This is a genomic window from Corynebacterium otitidis ATCC 51513 (assembly GCF_000296405.1).
GTDB classification, from domain to species: domain Bacteria; phylum Actinomycetota; class Actinomycetes; order Mycobacteriales; family Mycobacteriaceae; genus Corynebacterium; species Corynebacterium otitidis.
Genome location: NZ_JH815194.1, coordinates 273,404 through 291,924 on the forward strand (window position 1 = coordinate 273,404; position 18,521 = coordinate 291,924).

Consider the following 18,521-nt stretch of genomic DNA (forward strand, 5'->3'; position numbering starts at 1 on the left):
CGATCAAGTGCGCCCGGATCCGGGGCTACGCCCGGTAGCCCATCCGTAGCCGGGCGTCTGCTACAGCTTGACACCAGACATAGGGACACCCCCCCGGGTTTGCTGCGCCCCAGGCTACGCGAGGGGTGTCACGCCAGGTGCCTGTTCGTGAGGCGCGCACGCGAAAGGCCCCGCCCCGGGTCCGGCTTTTCTGCCGGTCCCGGGGCGGGGACTTTCTTGGGCCGCGCGGCGCGCGGGCCCTCGCGGGCGGCTCTTTTAGGAGTCGCGCTGCGGCTGGCCGCCGCCGCTCTCCGGGTAGTCGTCGCCGCGGTTGCCGGCGCGGTAGTCGGTGCCGCGGTCGGGCTCGTTCGCGGAGACCCGCTCGCCCTCCTCGCGGAGCCGATCGAGCTCCTCGTCGCTGACGGAGTCCGACTCGGGCACGTCCCCGCCGGAGGCGTCGTCGACGTCCTTGATGGCCTCGGCGGCGTCGAGCGAGAGGTTCCCGAACTGCTCCTCGGGCAGCGGCTTGGCGTGTGGCTCGAAGGTGAAGCGCGCCTGGTCGGCGTGCTTGTCCTCGCCGTCCCAGTTCTCCACGCCGACCGCGACGATCTCGCCGGCGCCGACCTCGCCGAAGAGGATCTTCTCCGAGAGGACGTCCTCGATCTCGCGCTGGATGGCGCGGCGCAGCGGCCGGGCGCCGAGCACGGGGTCGAAGCCCTTCGCGGCGAGGAGGTGCTTGGCCTCGTTGGTGAGCTCGATGCCCATGTCGCGCTCGTTGAGCATCTTCTCGACGCGCTGGATGAGCAGCTCGACCATCTTGACGATCTCCTCGCGCCCGAGCTGGCGGAACACGACGATATCGTCGATGCGGTTTAAGAACTCCGGGCGGAAGTGCTTCTTGAGCTCGTCGTTGACCTTCGACTTCATCCGCTCGTAGCGGGCCTCCTCGTCCGACTCGGAGGAACCGGTGAAGCCCATGCCCACGGGCTTGGAGATGTCTCCGGTGCCGAGGTTCGACGTGAAGATCAGCACCGTGTTCTTAAAGTCCACGACGCGGCCCTGCCCGTCGGTGAGCCGCCCCTCCTCGAGGACCTGCAGGAGGGTGTTGTAGACCTCCTTGTGGGCCTTCTCGATCTCGTCGAAGAGCACGACGGAGAACGGCTTGCGGCGCACCTTCTCGGTGAGCTGGCCGCCCTCCTCGTAGCCGACGTAGCCCGGGGGCGCGCCGAAGAGCCGCGACGCGGTGAACTTGTCGTGGAACTCGCCCATGTCGATCTGGATGAGCGCGTCCTCCTCGCCGAAGAGGAACTCCGCGAGCGCCTTGGACAGCTCCGTCTTACCGACACCGGAGGGCCCGGCGAAGATGAACGAGCCCGAGGGCCGGTTCGGATCCTTCAGGCCCGCCCGGGTGCGGCGGATCGCGCGGGACACCGAGCGGACGGCCTCGTCCTGCCCGATGATCCGCTTGTGGAGCTCGTCCTCCATCTTGAGCAGCCGCGAGGACTCCTCCTCGGTGAGCTTGAGCACGGGGATGCCCGTCCAGCCGCCGAGCACCTCGGCGATCTGCTCCTCGCCCACCTCGGCGATCTGGTCGGCCTCTTTGTCGCGCCACTCGGAGTCCTTCTTGTTGCGCTCCTCGGTGAGCTGGCGCTCCTTATCCCGCAGCTTCGAGGCCTCCTCGAAGTCCTGCTTGTCGATGGCCTTCTCCTTCTCGGAGCGGACCTCGGCGATCTTGTCGTCGATCTCGCGCAGGCCCTCCGGGGCGGTCATCCGCTTGATCCGCATCCGCGCGCCGGCCTCGTCGATGAGGTCGACGGCCTTGTCCGGCAGGTAACGGTCGCTGATGTAGCGATCCGAGAGCCGGGCCGCCGCGGCGAGCGCGCCGTCGGTGATGGAGACGCGGTGGTGCGCCTCGTAGCGGTCGCGCAGCCCCTTCAAGACCTCGATGGTGAGCTCGACGGAGGGCTCGGGCACCTGCACCGGCTGGAAGCGGCGCTCGAGCGCGGCGTCCTTCTCGATGTGCTTGCGGTACTCGTCGAGCGTCGTCGCGCCGATGGTCTGCAGCTCGCCGCGGGCGAGCTTCGGCTTGAGCAGGCTGGCCGCGTCGATCGCGCCCTCGGCGGCGCCGGCGCCCACCATCGTGTGGATCTCGTCGATGAACAGGATGATGTCGCCGCGCTGGTTGATCTCTTTGAGGACCTTCTTCAGGCGCTCCTCGAAGTCGCCGCGGTAGCGCGAGCCGGCGACCAGCGAGCCGAGGTCGAGCGAGTAGACCTGCTTGTCCTTGAGGGTCTCCGGGACCTTCTCGTTGACGATGTCGAGCGCCAGCCCCTCGACCACGGCGGTCTTGCCGACGCCGGGCTCACCGATGAGCACCGGGTTGTTCTTCGTACGCCGCGAGAGGACCTGCATGACGCGTTCGATCTCCTTCTCCCGGCCGACGACCGGGTCGAGCTCGCCGTCCTTCGCCGCCTGGGTGAGGTTGCGGCCGAACTGCTCGAGCACGAGCGAGCCCTTGTCCTTGCCGGACTGGTTGCCGCGGCCGCCACCCATCGTCGCGCCCGCGCCGACGGCCCCGCCGCCGGACTGCTCGCCGCCACCCTCGGGCTGGTTGCCCTCGTAGCCGGAGAGCAGCTGGATGACCTGCTGGCGCACCCGCTGCAGGTCCGCGCCGAGTTTGACGAGCACCTGAGCGGCAACACCCTCGCCCTCGCGGATGAGGCCGAGGAGCAGGAACTCGGTTCCGATGTACTTGTGCCCCATCTGGAGGCCCTCGCGCAGCGAGAGCTCGAGGACCTTCTTGGCGCGCGGGGTAAAGGGGATGTGGCCACTCTGAGACTCAGAGCCCTGGCCGATGATGTCCTCGACCTCCTTGCGGACGTCGTCGAGGGAGATCCCCATCGACTCGAGGGCCTTCGCCGCCACGCCCTCGCCCTCGTGGATGAGGCCGAGCAGGATGTGCTCGGTGCCGATGTAGTTGTGGTTGAGCATCCGCGCCTCTTCCTGAGCCAGGACGATGACGCGGCGTGCCCGATCCGTGAACCTCTCGAACATTAACCTCTACCTCTAAGTTGCGCTGGCAAGTGTGCTGCCTACTGTAACGCCCGCCCCGGCCAAAAATTTGCTCCTCGAGCCCGCCGCGCCCACCTCCGACGGCCGGAAGCCCAATAGGCCACCGTCCGTGCAGCTCACGGCACATTTTTGGGGCTGTACGCCGCTAGCGAACAGGCCCGGTTTCGATCCGCCACGAGGCGTTGGACCGCCGTTCGGTCCGCGTTTACCTCGCTTTAGGTTTGCTTGAGTAAACATCCGAGGCGAAGTAGTCCCCGAAACCGAGCCGTGAAGGACCCGCAAGGCCAGTGAGTTCCCGAAAGCCCCACCGCGACACCCCCGCCACCGAGGAGCGCGAGCGCCCCGACACCCCTACCGCAGAAGACACCCCCGATAGCGGCGCGAGCGCGCCGCGCTACCCGCTGAGCTTCCTCGGGCTCAGCGGCAAGACCAAGACCCTCGTCGACTGGCTCGTCGTGCTGGCGGCCGTGTGGCTGCTCATCACCGCGGTCAACGCCATCGGCGAGGGCTTCTCCATGGCCGCCGGCGACGGCGCCGCGGAGCTCTTCCAGTTCGCCTCGAACCCGTTCGTCGGCCTCGTGGTCGGCATCCTCGCGACGGTGCTCACCCAGTCCTCGTCGACGACCACGTCGATCACGGTGGCACTCGTCGCCGGCGGCATGCCCATCGACATCGCCATCCCCGTCCTCATCGGCGCGAACCTCGGGACGACGATGACGTCCTCGCTCGTGTCGCTCGGCATGGCCCGCAACCCCGAGATGTTCCGCCGCGGCTACGCCGCCGCGACGGTGCACGACATGTACAACCTCACCGCCACGGTGATCTTCCTACCCCTCGAGCTCGCCTTCGGCTTCCTCGAGAAGGCCTCCGACTGGCTGGCCACGCAGCTCTCCGGGGCGGGCGGCGGCCCCGTCGGCGCCGTCTTCGAGGCCCTCGGCGACGCGGTGAGCTTCGTGACCGAGCCGGGCGTCGACCTCTTCGTCTGGATCGTCTCGCCCCTGCCCGACGTCGCCGGCGGCATCGTCTTGCTCGTCGCGGGCGTCGCCCTCATCCTCCTCGTCATCGGCTTCATCGGCACGATGCTGAAGTCCCTGCTCGTCGGCACCGCGCAGCGCATCTTCCACCGCGCCCTGGGCTCCGGCCAGTTCGTCGGGGCGCTCACCGGCACGGTGATCACCGTGCTCGTGCAGTCCTCCTCGACGACGACCTCGCTCGTCGTGCCGCTCGCGGGCTCGGGGAAGTTCTCGCTGAAGCAGATCTTCCCCTTCGTCGTCGGCTCGAATATCGGCACGACCGTCACCGCCCTCATCGCGGCGTTCGGCTTCTCCGGCGGGGAAGCGAAGGTCGCGCTCCAGGCCGCGCTCGTCCACCTGCTCTTTAATCTGTTCGGCTCGATCCTCATCCTGGGCCTGCCGTTCCTGCGCGCGATCCCCCTCAAGGGCGCCGACCTCCTTGCGAAACTCGGGACGCGCAATAAGCTCTACGTGGTCGCCTGGATGCTGGGCGTCTTCATCGTTCTTCCCCTGCTCCTCATCTTCATCACGGCGGTGATCTAAGCCATGTCCGAGAACCCTTCCGAGTCCGAGCCCACCCGCCCCGACGAGTCCGACCGCGAGGCCACGCCCCTGGGCGCGACGCCCGACGACGACTACCTGCGCGATATCCACCGCGTCATCGACCTGCTGCGCGCCACCGAGCTCGAGGTGAGCTCCCTGCGCCTCGAGCTGGAGAGCCGCGCGACGCAGACCGAGCACGCGCAGCTCGCCGAGGAACACGAGGAGATCAACCGCCTCGACGAGCACCTCGCGAGCGCGCGGGTGCGCTGGAAGGACGTCTACACCTTCCTGCGCGACGCGTTCGCCCCGCTGCACCGCGACCGCGGCGCCGAGGACGACAACTAGCGCTCGGCGGCTCCTCGCACGCACGCCCGCGGCGGCGCGCATCGCCCCCAGGACCGGCGGATGCGCGCCGCCTTCTCGCATCGCCGGCCGGAAACGTCGACGGCCCCTCTGCGGTCCCGCTAGCGTCGATTCCGAGGCGGGGCTCGAGCGGCGCCGCTTGCGCCGGATGGCCGCGCCTCGATAGCTCGAACTAGCGCGCATAGACGAAGAACAAGAGGTATTTCTCATGGCCGACCGCAAGAATCTCACCGTCTTCGGCACCGGCGTTTTAGGCTCGCAGATCATCCTGCAGGCCGCCTACAACGGCAAGAACGTCGTCGCCTACGACATCGCCCAAGAACCGCTCGACCGGCTCCCCGACCGTTGGGAACGGCTGCGCAAGGACTAACGCAAGGACCTTCCCGACTACACCGACGACAAGTTCGACGAGGCGCTCGCCCGGATCTCGTACTCCACCGACCCGGCCGATGCCCTCAAAGACGCGGACGCCGTCATCGAGGCCGTACCCGAGAAGCTCGAGCTCAAGCGGGACGTATGGAAGACCATCGGCGAGCACGCCCCGGCCCACGCGCTGCTCGCGACGAACACCTCCTCGCTGAAGGTCTCCGACTTCCACGAGCAGTCCGGCCACCCGGAGCGGCTTGCCGCGCTGCACTTCGCCAACCGCGTCTGGGACGCGAACATCGGCGAGGTGATGGGCACCGACAAGACCGACCCCGAGGTCGTCGACGAGCTCTACGCCTTCGCCGAGTCCATGGGGCTCGAGCCGGTGCTCGTCCGCAAGGAGACCAGCGGCTTCATCCTCAACCGGCTCAACATCCCCCTGCTCAACGCCGGCGTCGCGCTCTTCCTCGAGGGCATCGCCGACATCGCGGATATCGACCGCACGTGGCGGGTCTCCACGGGCGCGCCGCGCGGCCCCTTCGAGACCTACGACATCATCGGCTTCCGCCCCGTCTATGACATCCGCGTCGCGAAGGATCCCGACGACGAGTTCGCGAAGATCCTCAAAAAGCGCATCGACGCCGGCAAGTCCGGCATCGCCGACGGCGAGGGCTTCTACCGCTACGACGAGAACGGCAACAAGCTCGGCCTCGCCGAGGAGTTCGTCGAGGACGGCAAGTAGCCCCTAAAAACACGAGACCGCCCGCGGCGGGAGCCGGCTCTAGGCCGGCACCCGGCGCGGGCGCTTCCTATTGCAGCTCGGGGCTTAGGAGTTCTCGGGGCGCACGAGCGGGAAGAGCTGCGTCTCGCGGATGCCGAGGCCCGTGAGCGCCATGAGGAGGCGGTCGATGCCCATCCCGTTGCCCGAGGTGGGCGGCATGCCCTGGCTCATGGCCTTCAAGAAGTCCTCGTCGAGGGCCATGGCCTCGTCGTCGCCGCCCGCGGCGAGCCTGGCCTGGTCCTCGAAGCGCTCCCGCTGCACGACCGGGTCGACGAGCTCCGAGTAGCCGGTCGCCAGCTCGAAGCCGCGGACGTAGAGGTCCCACTTCTCGGTGAGCCGCGGGTTCTCGCGGTGCTGCCGGGTGAGCGGGGAGGTCTCCACGGGGAAGTTCGCGACGAAGATCGGCCCGTCGAGCTGGTCGCCGCACAGGTGCTCCCAGATCTCCTCGACGAACTTGCCGTGGCCCCAGCCGCCGCCGGCCGGCCAGTCGAGGCCGATGGCGTCGGCGATGCCGCGCAGCTCCTCCACGGGGGACTCGGTGGTGACCTCCGGCTGGCCGGGGTGCTTGCGGGCGAGCGCCTCGTTGAGCGAGGGGTACATCTCGATGACGCGCCACTCGCCGCCGAAGTCGTAGGTCGAGCCGTCCGCGAGCGTCACCTCCGTCGAGCCGAACACCTCGGTCGCGACGGACTGGATGAGGTCCTTGATGAGTTTCGCACCGGTGCGGTAGTCGCCGTAGGCCTGGTAGGTCTCGAGCATCGCGAACTCCGGGCTATGCGAGCTGTCCACGCCCTCGTTGCGGAAGTTGCGGTTGACCTCGAAGACGCGCTCCATCCCGCCGACCGCGGCGCGCTTGAGGTACAGCTCCGGGGCGATGCGCAGGTAGAGGTCGATGTCGAGGGCGTTGGAGTGGGTGATAAACGGCCGGGCGGCCGCGCCGCCGTGCAGCGTCTGGAGCATCGGGGTCTCGATCTCGAGGAAGCCGCGGCCCTCGAGGAAGTGACGCAGCGCGCGCATGACCTTCACGCGGGTCACGGCGTTCTTGCGGGCCTCCTCCCGCATGATGAGGTCGGTGTAGCGCTGCCTGACCCGGGTGTCCTCGGCGAGCTCGCTGAACGACACGGGAAGCGGGGTGAGCGACTTCGAGGCGATGGTGTAGCTGTCGGCCATGACGGAGAGCTCCCCGCGCCGAGAGGCGATGACCCGGCCCGTGACGGAGACGATGTCGCCCAAGTCGACGAGCTTCTTCCACCGGTCGAGCTCCTCCTTGCCGACGTTGGCCTGGGAGAGCATCGCCTGGATCTGCGCGCCGCCGCCGGACTGCAGCGCCGCGAAGCACAGCTTGCCGGTGTTGCGCATGAACATCAGCCGGCCCGCGATCGAGACGGTCTCGTCGGTCTCCTCACCGGGCTTAAGCGAGCGCTTGTTCGGGTCGCCCTCCTCGCCCTCGGCGACGACCTCGAAGGCGGCGAGCACGTCCTCGATGGCGTGGCTGCGCGGCACCTCGACGGGGTACGGGTCGATCCCCTCCTCGATGAGGCGGGCGCGCTTGTCGCGGCGGATCTGCTCCTGCTCGGAGAGGCCCGCGGCGTCGTTCTGGCTCGTGCTCGAATCCTTCGCGTTAGTCACGTCTCCACAGGCTAGTCGATGGCCCGCGAGCCCCCGCGGCGGCCGAGCCGCTCCCCGCGCAGCCCCACCCGGCCCCGTGTGGCGTGGGACATGTTGTAACCGTATAGTGCCTTAGAACCATTTCTCGGGCCGACGGTCCGGGCCTTAAGCCCCGCGCGTCGCGCGGCGCCCCCTTTTATCCGCCCCCGGCGAAAGGAGACCGCCACCCCATGTCCGCGCTCGTCTTAGTTTTCGTCGGCCTGGCGATGCTTCTCGCCGGCTACCTGCTCTACGGCCGCTACCTCTCGAAGCGGGTGTATAAGCTCAGCGAGGTCTTCGCCACGCCCGCGCACACCGAGCGCGACGGCGTCGACTTCGTGCCCACCCCGAAGTACGTGCTGTGGGGCCACCACTTCACCTCGGTGGCGGGCGCGGCGCCCATCGTCGGCCCCGCGGTCGCGGTGATCTGGGGCTGGCTACCCGCGTTTTTGTGGGTGACGATCGGCACGGTGTTCTTCGCGGGCATGCACGACCTCGGGGCGCTGTGGGCCTCCCAGCGACATAAGGGCCGCTCGATCGGCTCGCTGTCGGGTCGCTATATCGGGCCCCGCGGCCGCAACCTCTTCCTCGTCGGCATCTTCTTTTTGCTGCTCATGGTCGTCGCGGCGTTTTCCGTGGTGATCTCCGGGCTGTTGGTCTCCACGCCGACGGCGGTGATCCCCACCTGGGGCGCGATCGTCATCGCGCTGCTCGTCGGCCAGGCGATCTACCGGCTCAAGTGGAACCTCACGGCGGTCTCCATCGTCGGCGTCGTCGCGCTCTACGGGCTCATGGTGCTCGGCGACCGGGTGCCGGTCGTGCTGCCCGAGTCGATCCTGGGCTTAAGCCCCCAGGCGTTCTGGATCGTCACGCTCTTCATCTACGGGGCGATCGCCTCTCTTTTGCCGGTGTGGGTGTTGCTCCAGCCGCGCGACTACATCAACGGCCTGCAGCTCTTCGTCGGCCTGGGGATCCTCTACCTCTCGATCCTGCTTGTCGCGCCGGAGGTCGTCGCCCCGAGCCTCAACGACGCCGCCCCGGCGGACACCCCGCCGATCTTCCCGCTGCTGTTCGTCACCATCGCCTGCGGCGCGCTGTCGGGCTTCCACGGCATCGTCGCGTCCGGCACCTCGGCCAAGCAGCTCAACCGGGAGACCGACGCGCGCTTCGTCGGCTACTTCGGCGCGGTCGGCGAGGGCCTCCTCTCGCTGGGCACGATCGTCGCGACGACCGCGGGCTTCCAGACGCTCGCCCAGTGGGAGGACATCTACAGCGCCTTCAACGAGGGCGGCGTGCAGGCCTTCGTCGCCGGCGGCAGCAACCTCATCGAGCAGGGCCTGGGCCTGCCGGCCTCCCTCTCGGCGACGGTGCTCGCCACCATGGCGGTGCTCTTCGCCGCGACGACGATGGACACCGGTATGCGCCTGCAGCGCATGGTCGTCCAGGAGATCGGGGAGATCGCCGGGTTCAAGCCCTCGAACCTCGTGGCCACCGCGATCGTCGTCGCCGTGGGCCTGGGCCTGACGTTCTCCACGGGCGCGGACGGCTCCGGCGGGATGGTCATCTGGCCGCTGTTCGGCACCACCAACCAGCTCGTCGCCGGCCTGACGATGGCCGTGCTGTGCGTGCTTCTGCTGCGGCTGCGCCGCCCCATCCTCCCCGTCGCGATCCCCATGGTCTTCGTCATGATCATCAGTGTGTGGGCCGCGATCATCCAGCTCGGCAACCTCGCCGCCGAGGGCAACTGGCTGCTCGTCGTCATCGACGTCGTCGTGCTCGGCGCGGCGCTGTGGGTCATCGTCGAGACCGCCGCCTCCTGGGTGCGGGCCCGCCGCCTGCCGCCGCTCGACTGGTCGGACGGCGCGCTCGACGACGACCAGCGCCTCCCGCTGCCCTAAGGCCGGGGCGGGCCGCCCGGTTGAAGGTCCGCTAGCCCTGCGGCAGGTTCGCGAAGCCGATGCCCAGCGGCACGCCCGCGTTGTCGATGAGCCGCACCCCGCCGACCGGCGCGGCGACAAGGAGGCGCGCCTCCCCCGTCGTCGGCGCCGGCGAGAGGTCCGGGGCGCGCAGCGCGAGGTACTCCGGCTCGACGCCCGCCGCCTCGAGCACGCCGGACGCCGTCTCGAGGACGACCTCGAGGCCACGCTCGGCGACGTGCGCGCCCGCGGTCACCGCCGCGGCGAGCGCCTCGGCGCGCTCCCGCTCGGCGGGTGCGACGAGCGCGTTACGCCGCGAGACCGCCAGACCTTTAGGCGTGCGCACCGTCGGCACGCCGTGCACCGCGACCGGCAGGTTGAGGTCCGTGACGGCGTGCTGCGTGGCCACCAGCGCCTCGTAGTCCTTCTCGCCGGCGTACACGTCGCTCGGCGAGAGCAGCCCGATCAGGCTCAGCCGCGCCGTCACCGCGCGGGCGATCTCGTCGGCCGGCTCGAGGCCCTCGTCCGGGTGGGTGACGAGCGTGCGCTCGCCGCGCGGGTAGAGCCCCTCAGAGCCGATCGGCACGACGACGTCGGCGCCCGCCTTAGCCCACAAGGGGTCCTCCGGGTCGCCGGCGGTCGCGACGACCACGACGGAGCGCGGCTTGCGCCCCGCGGCGCGCACGAGCGCCGCGTGCCCGGCGTGCGCCTCCCCGCCCACGGCGACGAGCGCGACCGGGCGGCCCGTCTTGCGCAGCGCGCTGCCCAGCTGACGGACCCGCTCCCGGTCCTCGACGACGCGCGGCCCCTGGCTCTCGGACACGGGCGGATTCCTCCTTTTAAAGTCGCTGGTCCCGGCTGGGCCGCGGCGCTAGCCGCCGCGGCGCTCGCGGCCGGCGGCCTGCAGCGCCCACCACTCGGCGTCGCTGTGGCCGGCGCGCTCCGCGGCACGGCGCACGAGCTCGACGAACGCGCGCGCCCGGCCGGGCTCCTTGATCCTGGCAAGCATAGCGCTGAGCTCCGCGGGCAGCGGCAGCGTCCCGCCCGCCCCGCCCGCCGCGGCGTCGCCCGGCGCGAGCGCCTCGGCCACGGGGCCGGGCAGCCTGGAAGCGAGCTCCCGGGCCTCGTCCGCGACCGCGCCGGAGAGCGTGCGCCAGGCGCCCGCGATGGCCGCGTCGACACGCTCCTCACAGGCGACGGGCAGGGCGCGCAGCCCCAGCTCGTTGAGGAGCACCTCGGCGACCCCGAAGCTCAGCTCGTCGGCCGCGGAGACGAGCCACGCGCCCGGGCTCATCGGGTAGACCGCGGCCGCCGGGCGGCCCGGGGAGGACAGACGCGCGAGGTCCTCGCCGTCGACGTCGAGGCCCACCACCAGGCAGATGCGCTCGCCCGTGCCGGCCCGCGCCAGCGTGGGGAGCTCCGCGATGCGGCCGGTGGCCGTCGCCGCGAGCACGAGGCCAACGCCCGCGGCCTGCTCGGGGCCGGCGATGCGGGCGGGGGTGTGGCCGGCGGCCTTGAGCCGCAGCGCGAGCGCCGCCGCCCGGTCGGCGGACGGCGCGTCGGTGAGCACCGCGACGTCGAGCCTCGGCCCACTCACCGCCTGCGACCCGCGTTTTTCATGAGGTCGGCGACGCTGAGCGACTGGGAGCGCTCGTCGGCGCGGCGCCGCCCGCCGGACGGGTGCTCCTCGGCGTCGCGGCGCGGCTCCTCGCGGCGGGAGCGGCGCGCGGCCGACTCGTCCGCGCCCGACTCGTCGGGGGCGCGGTGCTGGCCGCGGCGCGGGGCGGGCTCCCCGCGGATCGCGCGCGCCACCTCCGGGGAGAGGGCCTGCTCGGTCTCCTCGCCCGAGGAGCTCAGCCGCCCGGACACCGCGTCCGTGGTGGGCGCCCCGGCGACGCGGCCGACGTGCTCGGCGGGCTGCCTAGCAGCGGCCTGCCCGGCGCGCGCGTCGAGCTCGCGGAGCCTGCGGGCGTGCGCGGTGAGCGCGGTGGGCTCGTACTCGAACTCGCGGCCACGCAGCTCCTCGAGCTGCCCGCGGAGCTCGGCGAGGCTCTGGCGGATCTCGCGGAGCATGTCGCGGTCCTCGGCGCGCAGCGACACCTCGCCGCTGCCGCCGGTGGCGGCGGGCGACTGGCGCTGCTCGAGGCGGGCGATCTCCTCGCGGTGGGACTGCTCGAGGTACTCGAGCTCGTCGTCGGCGTCCGCGGCGCGGCGGCGGTAGCGGTCGACGAGGAAGAAGGGCACCACCACGGCCCACAGCGCGACGACGAGGCCGATCTTCAGGGCCAGGTCGGTTCCCCACAGCAGAAGCGCGACGCTCGCGATGACCGCGGCGGCGACGACGGCGAGCACGATGGCCTGGGCCCTGGTGAGCCCGAGGAACGCCTCGCGGTCGCCCCAGGGGCGCTGCTCGTCGGAGCCGTCGCGCGGCCCCTCGGTCGGGTATGTCTCGCTCATGGCACCAGATTAGTCAACGAGTCTCGCCCTCCGTAGGCGGCGGCACCTCGCAGGCGCGCTCGAGGTAGATCCCGGCGCCGGCCATGGCGATCGCGGTGGCGGCCGCGGCGGCGACGCCGGGCAGCTCGTCGGCGGCGGAGGCCAGCCAGGACGCCTGGGCGAGCTGGTAGGCGGCGCGGCCGGCGTAGTAGCCGCCGACGATCGCGCCGGTCCACGCGGCGGCCTTGCCGACGACGAGGAACTGCGCGGCGGTGACGGGGTTGAGCTGGCTGCGATCGAGCCCGATGCGGCCCTCCTCGCGCCTGGACTTCACCTTGACGCCGAGGTAGCCGCAGATGACGGCGACGCCGACGAACACGGCGGGCACGACCGGCGGGACGGGGCCCTGGAGGTGGTAGAAGCGCCACGTGAAGATCGCGGCGAAGAGCGCGACGAACACGCCGGTGGCCGCGAGCCCGCCCAGCGGGGTCTTCTTCATCGGCGGCGCTAGCCCTCGACGGTGTCGCCGCTTAAGGAACCGGCGGGGCGGATCGTGGCGGCCGCGTCCTCGCCGAGCTGCGCGAGGTGCTCGGAGATGGGGATGCCGCGCAGCGTCGCCTCGGGCTCGACCTCGGCCCAGGGCACGAGCACGAACGCCCGCTCGTGGGCGTGGGGGTGCGGCAGGAGGAGCTCGGGGTCCTCGCTGACGGACTCGCCCTTGCCGTAGCGCACCTGGATGATGTCGACGTCCAAGGTGCGCGGGCCCCAGTGCTCCTTGCGGTCGCGCTCCGCGGCGGCCTCGAGGGCCTGGCCGCGGCGCAGTAGCTCGAAGGGGGACTCGGGGGTGTCGATGACGATGACGGCGTTGAGGAAGTCGGGCTGCTCGGTCACGCCCCACGGCGGGGTCTCGTAGACCTGCGACTCGCCGAGGATGGTCACCTGCTCGTCGGCGGCGAGATTCTCGTGGACGGAGCGCACGAGGGCCCAGCGATCGGACATGTTGGACCCCACGGACAGAACAGCTTGCATGGAACCTCCTCTGTGACGACTCGCGGCCCCGGTCGGGGCGGCGTCGGCGCGGCCGACGTTGCGGCCGCGCCCACCTTCTTTTCAGGCTAGTGCATAGATTTCCGGGAGCGGCGCGCCACGACCGCCACGTCGTCGAAGACGAGGTCGATGGGGGCCTGCGGCTTGTGGATGGTGACCTCCACGGCGAAGAGCTCGGGGTAGGCGCGCATCGCCTCCTCGGCGATCTCGGCAGCGACGGTCTCGATGAGGTCGCGCGGCTCGCCTTCGACGATCCTGGCGGCGAGCCCGGCGAGCTCCGCATAGTTGACGGTCTTCTTAAGGTCGTCGCCCGCGGCGGCGGGCGCGAAGTCGAGCCAGGCGATGACGTCGACGGCGAACTCCTGGCCGAGCTCGCGCTCCTCGGGCAGCGCGCCGTGCCGGCCGCGCAGCCTGATGCCGGTGATCTCGATGCGGTCGGCCATGTGGGCCAGATCCCCCTCTTCCTTGTCGGTCGTCTCGGTGATGGCTGCGGCCCGCCGCGTGCCGGCGGGCCGTGTGTGCGCCTAGCCCCGCGCGGCGGGCGCGCCGCGGCGCCAGGCGAGCTCCACGTCGACGGCGTCCCTGCTGGAGGCCACGTCGTGGACGCGCACCGCCCAGGCGCCCGCCCTCGCCGAGAGCGCCGAGACCGCCGCCGTCGCCGCGTCGGCGTCCTTCGGGCCCGCCTCGATCCCGCGGTCCTGGCGCACGCCGCTGAGGAAGCGCTTGCGCGACGCGCCGACGAGCAGCGGGTAGCCGAGATCGACGAGCTCGGGCAGGGCGCGCAGCAGCCGCCAGTTGTCCTCCGCGTTCTTCGCGAAGCCGAGCCCCGGGTCGAGCGAGATGTTGGCCCTCTCGACGCCCGCCTCGAGGGCGGCGCCCGCGAGGCGCTTCAGGGTGTCGCGCACGTCGGCGACGACGTCGCCGCCGTGATCGGCGCGGCCCGCGGCGTCGCCAAACGCGTCGGTGCGCCAGTGCATGAGCGTCACCGGCAGGCCGGTCCTCGCCATCGCGCCGAGCATCCCCTCGTCCGCGGAGCCGCCGGAGACGTCGTTGATGAGGCGCACGCCCGCGTCCGCGGCGGACAGCGCCGTCTCCGCGCGCATGGTGTCCACCGAGGTGGCGATCCCCTCGGTCGTGAGGCGCTCGATGACCGGCACGACGCGGGCCCGCTCCTCCTCCGGGGCGACGCGCGTCGCGCCTGGGCGGGTGGACTCGCCGCCCACGTCGACGATGTCGGCGCCCGCGTCGACGAGCTCGTGGGCGTGCTCGACGGCGCGGCCGGGGTCGATGAACTCCCCGCCGTCGGAGAACGAGTCGTCGGTGACGTTGAGGATCCCCATCACCGCGCAGCGCCCGCCGGGGCGGCTAAGAATCTCGCTTGCCTGGGCCACCTGGTCTCCTCCCGTCGCGACGATCCCCGCGCGGGGCGCGCGGGGGCTTAGGTTTCTTTCTCCCACGCTAGCCGCGCCGCGGCCGCGCGGGGGCCTAGGACTTGATGAGGCTCAAGACCTCGGCGCGGGAGGCCGCCGAGTGCTTGAACCCGCCGCGCACCGCGGAGGTCGTCGTGTTCGCGCCCGGCTTGCGGATCCCGCGCATCGCCATGCACAGGTGCTCGCACTCGATGACGACGATGACCGCCTGCGCGTCGAGGCGCTCGACGATCGCGTCGGCGACCTGCGTGGTGAGCCGCTCCTGGACCTGCGGGCGTTTGGCGTACATGTCCACCAGCCGCGCGAGCTTCGACAGGCCCGTCACCCGACCCTCCTTCGAGGGGATGTAGCCGATGTGCGCGGTGCCGTAGAAGGGCAAAAGGTGGTGCTCGCACGTCGAGTAGACCGGGATGTCCTTGACGAGCACGAGCTCCTCGTGCTTCTCGTCGAAGGTCCGCTCGAGGACCTTCGCGGGGTCGGTGTGCAGGCCTGCGAACGTCTCCTTGAACGCACGCGCCACCCGCGCGGGCGTGTCGCGCAGCCCCTCGCGGTCGGGGTCCTCCCCCACCGCGGCGAGCAGCTCCCGCACCGCGGCCTCGGCGCGCTCCTGGTCGAAGCTAGCGCTCATCGCTCTTGTCCTCCTCCTCGCGATCCTCCCGCCGGTCCGGCTGCTCGCGGTCCGGGAGGCGGAAGCCGATGAGCTCGCGCTCCCGGCCCTCGCCGCCCTCGCCGCGGCCGGGCTCGTCGCCGTCGCCCGCCGGCGGCCAGCCGGGCACCGTCCAGCCCTCCGGCGGCGGGGTGCCCTCGTAGCGCGGCGGGCCCGACTGCTTGCGCTTACCCTTCGAGCCCTTCTGCTCGCCCTCGCCGGCCTTGCGGCGCGCCTGGCGCCGGGCGCGCGCCTTGCGGGAGGCCTCGAGGATGCTGAAGGGCTTCGGCGGCTCCTCGCCGCGCTCCTTCGCGAGCTCCGCGGGGGTCTTCACCGGCTCGCGGCCCTCCTGGCGGGGGAAGCGCGCCGAGTCGTCGGGGAACACCTCGCCCGCCGAGACCGGCTCCAGATCCCCGAAGAGGTCCTCGAGGTCCGGGCGGCGCAGCGTCTCCTTCTCCAGCAGGCGATCGGCCAGCCGGTCGAGGTAGTCGCGGTGCTGCTCGAGGATCCGGTAGGAGGTCTGGTGCGCGTGGTCGAGGAGGTAGGCGATCTGCCGGTCGATCTCCGCGGCGGTCTCCGGGGAGTAGCTCGCCTGGCCGCCCGCCCCATAGCCGGAGAACGGGTCGCCCTGCTCCTGGCCGTACTTCACGGTGCCCAGCGCCGGGGACATGCCGTACTCGGTGACCATCGCGCGGGCGATCTTCGTGGCCTGCTCGATGTCCGCGGACGCGCCCGTCGTCGGCGTGCCAAACACGAGCTCCTCCGCGGAGCGCCCGCCCATCGCGAAGACGAGCTGCGCGAAGAGCTCGTCGCGGTTGTACATGCCCTTGTCGTCCTCGGAGGCGGTCATCGCGTGCCCGCCCGTGCGGCCGCGCGCGAGGATCGTCACCTTGTAGACCCGCTCGATGTCCTTCAGCGCCCACGCCGAGAGCGTGTGGCCGCCCTCGTGGTAGGCGGTGACCTTCTTCTCCTTCTCCGAGATCACCCGCGAGGAGCGCCTCGGCCCGCCGATCACGCGGTCGGTCGCCTCCTCGAGCGCGTCGCCGGTGATGACGTTCCCGCCGATGCGCGCCGTGAGCAGCGCCGCTTCGTTGAGTACGTTCTGCAGGTCCGCGCCCGACATCCCCGCCGTGCGCTTCGCCAGCCCGTCGAGGTCCGCGTCAGGGCCTAGCGGCTTGTTCTTCGCGTGCACCTTAAGGATCGCCTTGCGGCCCGCGAGGTCCGGCGCCGTGACCGGAATCTGCCGATCGAAGCGGCCCGGGCGAAGCAGCGCCTGGTCGAGGACGTCCGGCCGGTTCGTCGCCGCGATGAGGATGATGCCCTCCCGGTCCGAGAAGCCGTCCATCTCCACGAGCAGCTGGTTGAGCGTCTGCTCCCGCTCGTCGTGGCCGCCGCCCGTGCCCGAGCCGCGGTGCCGGCCAACAGCGTCGATCTCGTCGATGAACACGATCGCCGGGGAGTTCTCCTTCGCCTGCTTAAACAGGTCGCGCACCCGCGAGGCGCCCACGCCGACGAACATCTCCACGAAGTCCGAGCCCGAGATCGAGTAGAACGGCACGCCCGCCTCGCCCGCCACGGCGCGGGCCAGCAGCGTCTTGCCCGTGCCCGGGGGCCCGTAGAGCAGCACGCCGCGCGGGATCTTCGCGCCCAGGTTGTGATACTCCGACGGGTCCTCGAGGAAGTCGCGGATCTCCTCGAGCTCGTCGACCGCGTCCTCGGCGCCCGCGACGTCCGCGAACGTGTTGGTCGGCATGTCCTTGGTGAGCTCCTTGGCCTTCGAGCTGCCCAGCCCGAACATGCCGCCGCTCTGCATCCTCGTGAGGAAGAACATGAGAAGCCCGAAGAGGATGAGCATCGGCAGCAGGAACGCCAGCATGCTGCCCAGGAACGAGTCCTGGGTGACCTTGGTGTCGAACTTCTCCGTGTCCGACTTCGAGACCGCGTCGAAGATCTCCGGGGCGGTGCGCGCCGGGTACTTCGCGGAGATCTTCTCCGCGCCGTCGCGGTCCTCGACGTCCGTGGGTTCCTTCAGGTCGAGGCGCACCCGCTGCTCGCGGTCGTCGATGAACGCCTCCTCAACGTTGTCCTCGTCGAGCTGCTCGAGCGCCACCGACGTGTCCACGTCCTGGTAGCCCCGGGTGTCGTCGGTGAGCAGGCTGAAGGCGAAAAACCCGATGAGCACCACCGCGGCGATGATGCCGATGTTGACAATGCGCTTGTTCTTCATGGGTTGATGCCGAAGCGGCCTTTCTTCAGTCAGCGAAAAGCGTCGAGTCCTGCGGGCGGCCGGCGGCTAGGTGCGGGCACGCCGGTGCCGGCTCGCAGCGCGAAAGCTCGTGCGTGCGAGCCTACCGGCCGCCCCGCCCCGGCCCCGCCACCAGGGCGCCGCCGCAGCTAGCCCTCGGAGCGGGCGGAGTACACCTTGGGTGCCAGGGTGCCCACGAACGGCAGGCCCCGGTAGCGCTCCGCGTAGTCGAGGCCGTAGCCGATGACGAACTCGTCGGGGATGTCGAAGCCCACGTCGAAGAGGTCAAGGTCCGCGCCGCGAGCGTCGGGCTTGCGCAGCAGCGAGACGATGCGCAGGGAGCGCGGGTGGCGGGTGCGCAGGTTCTTCACCAGCCACGAGAGGGTCAGCCCCGAGTCGACGATGTCCTCGACGATGACGACGTCGCGGCCCGCGATGTCGCGGTCGAGGTCCTTCAAGATCCGCACCACGCCCGAGGAGGTCGTCGAGTTCCCGTAGGAGCTCACCGCCATGAACTCCAGCTGGCACGGGATCGAGAGCGCCCGGGCGAAGTCGGTCATGAAGAACGCCGCGCCCTTTAACACCCCGAGCAAAACGATGTCGTTGGGCGCGTCGCGGTACTCCTCGGAGAGCCGGTTGGCCATCTCCCGGGTGCGCCGGGTGATCTCCTCGCCGCTGATGAGGACGGATTCCACGTCGTCGCCGTAGGCGGTCTCGGGGACGTTGAAGTCCTTCTTGTCATGCATCGGGGGCACCTTTCTGCCGGAATAGTGCCAGTCTGCCACGCGCCCGGTGCACCTCCAACCTCGCTCCGCCGCGCCCGCCGACGGCGACCGGCCCCTGGCCGCGCCACCTCGTCACCAGCGCCTCGACCTGCTCGATGCTCGCGGCCGTCGGCGCGGCGCCCGCGCCGCGGATGAGCCTGGCGATCGCCTCGCGCCGCACCGCCGGCGGCGCCGCGGCGAGCTCCTCGCACGAGCCCGCGTCGATCCCGTCGGCGCGCTCGGCGACGGCGTCCTGCTCGAGGCGGGCGCGCG

17 protein-coding genes and 1 pseudogene are annotated in these 18,521 nt (G+C 71.0%); 5 read left to right on the forward strand and 13 right to left on the reverse strand.

Going from position 1 to position 18,521, the window contains the following annotated elements; translation table 11 throughout:
* Window positions 1–255: 255 nt before the first annotated feature.
* The gene (locus HMPREF9719_RS06640; protein ID WP_004601221.1) at window positions 256–3,033 is read right to left on the reverse strand and encodes an ATP-dependent Clp protease ATP-binding subunit; all 2,778 of its coding nucleotides are present in this window, start codon (window positions 3,031–3,033) and stop codon (window positions 256–258) included.
* 305 nt (window positions 3,034–3,338) lie between these two features.
* Here HMPREF9719_RS06640 and HMPREF9719_RS06645 point away from each other — a divergent pair, with 305 nt between their 5' ends.
* The 4 genes and pseudogenes from HMPREF9719_RS06645 to HMPREF9719_RS09885 all read left to right on the forward strand — a co-directional run bounded on the left by HMPREF9719_RS06645 (window position 3,339) and on the right by HMPREF9719_RS09885 (window position 6,078).
* Entirely contained in the window at window positions 3,339–4,607 is a 1,269-nt protein-coding gene (locus HMPREF9719_RS06645; protein ID WP_004601222.1) for a sodium:phosphate symporter, read from the forward strand.
* A gap of 3 nt (window positions 4,608–4,610) precedes the next feature.
* A complete protein-coding gene (locus tag HMPREF9719_RS06650; RefSeq protein WP_004601223.1) occupies window positions 4,611–4,952 on the forward strand; it encodes a hypothetical protein in 342 nt (113 codons plus the stop codon).
* 226 nt (window positions 4,953–5,178) lie between these two features.
* Window positions 5,179–5,727 (forward strand): annotated as a pseudogene (locus tag HMPREF9719_RS09880) (3-hydroxyacyl-CoA dehydrogenase NAD-binding domain-containing protein); the annotation flags it as partial.
* The gene (locus tag HMPREF9719_RS09885; protein ID WP_322785236.1) at window positions 5,707–6,078 is read left to right on the forward strand and encodes a 3-hydroxyacyl-CoA dehydrogenase family protein; all 372 of its coding nucleotides are present in this window, start codon (window positions 5,707–5,709) and stop codon (window positions 6,076–6,078) included. The pseudogene HMPREF9719_RS09880 and the gene HMPREF9719_RS09885, both read left to right, overlap by 21 nt.
* Window positions 6,079–6,162: 84 nt before the next feature.
* Here the strand turns inward: HMPREF9719_RS09885 and lysS are convergent, their stop codons facing one another.
* Entirely contained in the window at window positions 6,163–7,746 is a 1,584-nt protein-coding gene (lysS, locus tag HMPREF9719_RS06660) for a lysine--tRNA ligase (RefSeq protein WP_004601226.1), read from the reverse strand.
* A 209-nt stretch (window positions 7,747–7,955) separates the two neighbouring features.
* Between lysS and HMPREF9719_RS06665 the strand changes: the two genes are divergently transcribed.
* Window positions 7,956–9,662 carry a carbon starvation CstA family protein gene (locus tag HMPREF9719_RS06665; protein WP_004601227.1) on the forward strand — a complete coding sequence of 569 codons (1,707 nt, stop codon included), beginning with the start codon at window positions 7,956–7,958 and terminating at the stop codon, window positions 9,660–9,662.
* A 31-nt stretch (window positions 9,663–9,693) separates the two neighbouring features.
* Here HMPREF9719_RS06665 and HMPREF9719_RS06670 read toward each other — a convergent pair whose 3' ends face one another.
* From HMPREF9719_RS06670 to HMPREF9719_RS06720, 11 genes are all read right to left on the reverse strand, one after another.
* A complete protein-coding gene (locus HMPREF9719_RS06670) occupies window positions 9,694–10,503 on the reverse strand; it encodes a pantoate--beta-alanine ligase (protein ID WP_004601228.1) in 810 nt (269 codons plus the stop codon).
* A 48-nt stretch (window positions 10,504–10,551) separates the two neighbouring features.
* Window positions 10,552–11,277, reverse strand: coding sequence for a 6PGD fold domain-containing protein (locus HMPREF9719_RS06675; protein ID WP_004601229.1), 726 nt, complete (start codon window positions 11,275–11,277; stop codon window positions 10,552–10,554).
* Window positions 11,274–12,137 (reverse strand): DUF6779 domain-containing protein, encoded by an 864-nt coding sequence (locus HMPREF9719_RS06680; RefSeq protein ID WP_004601230.1) that lies wholly within the window; start codon window positions 12,135–12,137, stop codon window positions 11,274–11,276. The genes HMPREF9719_RS06675 and HMPREF9719_RS06680 overlap by 4 nt, the downstream gene beginning before the upstream one ends.
* Window positions 12,138–12,150: 13 nt before the next feature.
* Window positions 12,151–12,615, reverse strand: a complete 465-nt coding sequence (locus HMPREF9719_RS06685) for a DUF3180 domain-containing protein (RefSeq protein ID WP_004601231.1) — start codon at window positions 12,613–12,615, stop codon at window positions 12,151–12,153.
* An 8-nt stretch (window positions 12,616–12,623) separates the two neighbouring features.
* Window positions 12,624–13,145, reverse strand: coding sequence for a 2-amino-4-hydroxy-6-hydroxymethyldihydropteridine diphosphokinase (gene folK / locus HMPREF9719_RS06690; protein WP_004601232.1), 522 nt, complete (start codon window positions 13,143–13,145; stop codon window positions 12,624–12,626).
* 86 nt (window positions 13,146–13,231) lie between these two features.
* The gene (gene folB, locus HMPREF9719_RS06695; protein ID WP_004601233.1) at window positions 13,232–13,606 is read right to left on the reverse strand and encodes a dihydroneopterin aldolase; all 375 of its coding nucleotides are present in this window, start codon (window positions 13,604–13,606) and stop codon (window positions 13,232–13,234) included.
* Between the two features lie 81 nt (window positions 13,607–13,687).
* Window positions 13,688–14,503, reverse strand: a complete 816-nt coding sequence (folP, locus tag HMPREF9719_RS06700) for a dihydropteroate synthase (RefSeq protein WP_174269534.1) — start codon at window positions 14,501–14,503, stop codon at window positions 13,688–13,690.
* Between the two features lie 145 nt (window positions 14,504–14,648).
* On the reverse strand, window positions 14,649–15,221 hold the full coding sequence (gene folE, locus HMPREF9719_RS06705) for a GTP cyclohydrolase I FolE (protein ID WP_004601235.1): 573 nt from the start codon (window positions 15,219–15,221) through the stop codon (window positions 14,649–14,651).
* Window positions 15,211–17,466 (reverse strand): ATP-dependent zinc metalloprotease FtsH, encoded by a 2,256-nt coding sequence (gene ftsH / locus HMPREF9719_RS06710; protein ID WP_004601236.1) that lies wholly within the window; start codon window positions 17,464–17,466, stop codon window positions 15,211–15,213. The genes folE and ftsH overlap by 11 nt, the downstream gene beginning before the upstream one ends.
* 167 nt (window positions 17,467–17,633) lie before the next feature.
* Window positions 17,634–18,230 (reverse strand): hypoxanthine phosphoribosyltransferase, encoded by a 597-nt coding sequence (gene hpt, locus HMPREF9719_RS06715; RefSeq protein ID WP_038075811.1) that lies wholly within the window; start codon window positions 18,228–18,230, stop codon window positions 17,634–17,636.
* Window positions 18,223–18,521 (reverse strand): TilS substrate-binding domain-containing protein (locus HMPREF9719_RS06720; RefSeq protein ID WP_004601238.1); only part of this gene is annotated, 299 nt, incomplete at its 5' end. The genes hpt and HMPREF9719_RS06720, both read right to left, overlap by 8 nt.